At 68.5% G+C, this 3,433-nt stretch carries 4 protein-coding genes; all 4 read right to left on the bottom strand.

The genetic code is table 11. The features are described 5' to 3' along the window. A partial coding sequence (locus ACP5E6_RS17310; protein ID WP_427956300.1) for a type IV secretion system protein VirB4 occupies positions 1–2,120 on the bottom strand: 2,120 nt, incomplete at its 3' end. Continuing rightward, a complete protein-coding gene (locus ACP5E6_RS17305; protein ID WP_427956297.1) occupies positions 2,110–2,493 on the bottom strand; it encodes a type IV secretion system protein VirB3 in 384 nt (127 codons plus the stop codon). The genes ACP5E6_RS17305 and ACP5E6_RS17310, both read right to left, overlap by 11 nt. A gap of 3 nt (positions 2,494–2,496) precedes the next feature. Continuing rightward, positions 2,497–2,877: a TrbC/VirB2 family protein gene (locus ACP5E6_RS17300; protein WP_427956294.1), complete on the bottom strand. Its 381-nt coding sequence runs from the start codon at positions 2,875–2,877 to the stop codon at positions 2,497–2,499. Then, positions 2,858–3,433, bottom strand: a 576-nt coding sequence (locus ACP5E6_RS17295) for a transglycosylase SLT domain-containing protein (RefSeq protein ID WP_427956292.1), incomplete at its 5' end; no start/stop codon positions are given. The genes ACP5E6_RS17295 and ACP5E6_RS17300, both read right to left, overlap by 20 nt.

The raw sequence follows: 3,433 nt of genomic DNA, 5'->3' as shown, positions 1-3,433 counted from the left end.
TCATCAGCGCCGGGGGTGGGGCAGAAGATCAGGGTCTGGCATTGGTTGAGGATGCTCTGGCCCATCGGCGAGGCGAGCACCGGGGCGGGTTCCTGGGTGGCGAGCATGACCACGGCGTTGGCCTTGCGGGCGGTCAGGTAGAAATCCGCCCAGATTTTGGCGAAGAGCGGGTTGAGCAGGTAGAAATTGAACTCATCGCAGGAGAGCACGAAGCGGCGGCCATCGAGGGCGTTGCGGATGCGGTGGAGCAGATAGCTGGCCGCCGGGGCGCAGACGATCGGGGTGTCGAGGATCGCGGTCAGATCGAACCCGCACATGCCGGCATCGAGCGCGACGTGATCCGCCTCGCCGTCGAAGGCCCAGCCGAGCGAGCCGCCGCGGCACCAGCGTTCGAGCCGGGCGCCGGCGCCCAGCGGGCTGCGCCAGTCGAGGAACTGCCGCAGCCCGGAGAAGGAGCGCAGGGCCGGGGGCATCCGCAGCAGGGCGGCGATCCCGCGCGCGAGGCGGGCGTCGTCATCGGGCGGCAGCGGGCCGTGACCATCCTGGGTGATCAGCGCGCTGACCCATTCCACCAGAAAAGCGACCGATTGCGAGTTGTTCTCGAGGCCGCGCAGCGGGGCGAGGCCGCTGTCGACCCCGCCGCGGATCTCGAGATAGCGCCCGCCGACCGCGCGGCAGAGCAGTTCACCGCCGCGATCCTTGTCGAAGAACACCACGGCCCCGCCGCGTTCGGCGAAATACTGCGGGAACAGGGCGAGCAGGAACAGCATCAGCGTGGTCTTGCCCTGGCCGGTCTTGCCGAAGATCGCGGTCATGCCGACGTCGCCGACATGCGGGACAAAATCATACGGGGTGCCGGCGGTGGTTCTGAACCGCACCAGCGCCGGTCCCCAGCGTCCTGAGGCCGCTCCCCGCGGAAACGCATCGAACCCCGACAGTGCCGCGAAATTCCGTGTGGTGATCGCCCCGGGCCGGGTGCGCCAGGCGGTATTGCCCGGCAGCTGCGCGAAATACGCCGCCTCGTTGCCGAGCGTCTCCTGCACGGCGACCGCCCCGGCATCGGCGAGCGCGGTGCGGGCGATCCCGGCCCGCGCGTTCAGCGCCGGGAGGGTATCGGCATAGATCGCCAGTGAGACATGATGGGCGCCCATGGCGAGATGCCCCGAGGCGAGCTGATCCTGGGCGTCGGTCAGTTCATCGATCTGCGAGAGCGCCTTGTCGCCGGCGGCCGTCATCTGGTTCTGTTTGAGGGCGAGTTTACCGGTGGCGTCGTGCCGGGCCAGGAAGCCGAAGCTCTGGGAGAGCACCAAAGGGAACGGCAGCGCGAGGAGGTGATCGAGCATGCCGGGGAAGGTCACGGCGGGGTATTCGCGCAGACCGAAGATCGCCCCGAAGCGGGAGGCGCCGGGGCTGCGGATCTCATAGGCGCGCCGGCCGAAGATCACCTGATCGGTGTAGATCGCCGCCCCGATCGGGCCGCTGACCAGGGGCACCGGCAGGAATTCGCCCGTGAGGATCAGGCGCAGGGCTTCGGCGATGGCGCTGAACTGGAACGCGCCGCCCCGCCCGTCGCGCAATCCGAGCCGGCGCAGCCCATAGCCATCGAGGGTGCGGCTGATCGCGCCCCAGAGGTCTTCGAGCTGCAGCAGCAGGTGATCGGAGGCACCCACCGGTTGCCGGCGCAGCCGTGCCAGGGTGCGGGTCAATCTGCTCCCGCCGATTGCGCCACCGGTGGGATTGCGTGGGGCGACGATGACGCTCAGCAGGTAGCGGTTCTGATACAGCCGTCCGGCCAGCACGCGTTGCCGGTACAGCCGGTCGAGCATTCCGGAGAACGTGTTGGGGAAGACGCCGGCGGGCAGGTCAGCGAGGTCTTGGTGGCGGATCAGATGGGTGGCGATGGTCAGGTTATCATCGGCGATGCTCTTCCACAGGGCGTTGAGCATGCGGGTCACGGCGTTGCGTTCGGCATCATCGGCGAGTTCGCAGGGCACGCCGTCGAGTTCACCCATGGCGAGGAGTCTGCCGTCGTCCAGCAGCATCACGTCCGGGCGGACATGGCCGAGATAGGGCAGATAGGGCGCGGCATCGCGTTCGGACCAGCCGGTGTTACCGCGCATGGGCGGCCTCCCGGTTCTTGATCCCGATCCTGCCGGGGACACCCATGACCCCCCTGCCCTGCCCGCCATCCCGGCGTAGCCGCAGCGGGAACGGGCTGGGCGAGGCGCCGCCCCAATGGGTGGTATCGAGGGCGCGGGCCTTGGTCTGGAGCCACAGCCCGGCCACCCGCACGGCGTTGTAATCGTAGCGGACGAGCAGCCGGGCCGCGAGCCAGGCGGGCAGCAGGATCAGTTCATCGAACGGGTTCTGGATCAGGACGATGATCAGGCCGAAGGCCAGCATGAACAGGGTGACCAGACCGATCGGCAGGCCGAGGAACAGCGCCGGCCTGGTGGCAGCCACGAACAGCGGATCGTGGTCGAGGGGTTCCATGGATCAGGCGCCGGAGCCGACGAACTGGGTGACGAGATAGGAGGAGCCGAAGATCAGCACGAGGCCGCCGACCACGCCCCCGATCAGGCCCATCCCTGCCCTGCCGGTCATGAAGGCGACGCCGATGCCGATCAGGGCGAGCACGGCGATGGTTTCACCGAAGGGGCCGAGGATGAAGGTGGCGATGTTTTCGAGGATGGTGGTTGGGGAGGTGCCGCCGGTGACCACCTGGGCCTGGGCGATCGCCGGGGCCAGCAGGGCGGTGGCGAGCAGCGCGGCGGGGCGGTAGCGGTTGATCCGCTGCGCGGTCGCGAGGGCAACGGCGAAATTATCAGTGGCGTATGCACGGAGGCGCGCCCGCAGGTCAGTCGGGATGTTCGACATGGGATGTCCTGTTGTGAGGGTTGGAGGCACCGGCGGGATCGATGCGATGTGCGGTGATGGTGACCGCGTGGTGCCGCGCGAGCCGGGCCGGGCCGAGCGAGCGCGGGAAGATGTTCCAGGTGGGTCTGGTGGGTGCTGGGACTGCGGGATGTCCTGCCCCTGCCGAGCCAAAGACCCGCCCGTGCGAAGGGGCAGTCTGGGAAGTTGATGCGGTCTGAGGCGGCGCCATTACCGGTGCTGACGGATCGATCTCGGGGACGATGCGGCGGGCTGTGGCGACGACGCGCTGGACATAGCCGTTCTGGAACCCCTGGACCGGGGAGCCGGTGTTGTAGCGGGAGAAGGCGATTTGCAGGGCGGCCTGATCGGTGCCGGGCGATTCGGCCGGCTGATAATCCCGGGCCAGCAGAAGCCCTGCCGCGCTGAGGGAGGCGCAGGGGTTGAAGGCGCTGCGGAGTGTCAGGCCGAATCGGGTCAGGTTGGCGCTGTTGATCTGCATCAGGCCGAGATCGACCGAATGACCGGCCGCGATCAGGTGGCGGGCGATCTGGATTGC

The sequence above is a fragment of the Acidiphilium sp. genome, assembly GCF_049977125.1.
Classification (GTDB): Bacteria; Pseudomonadota; Alphaproteobacteria; order Acetobacterales; family Acetobacteraceae; genus Acidiphilium.
The sequence above is the reverse complement of the archived record's forward strand: the minus strand, read 5'-3'. Positions and strand labels throughout refer to the sequence as shown.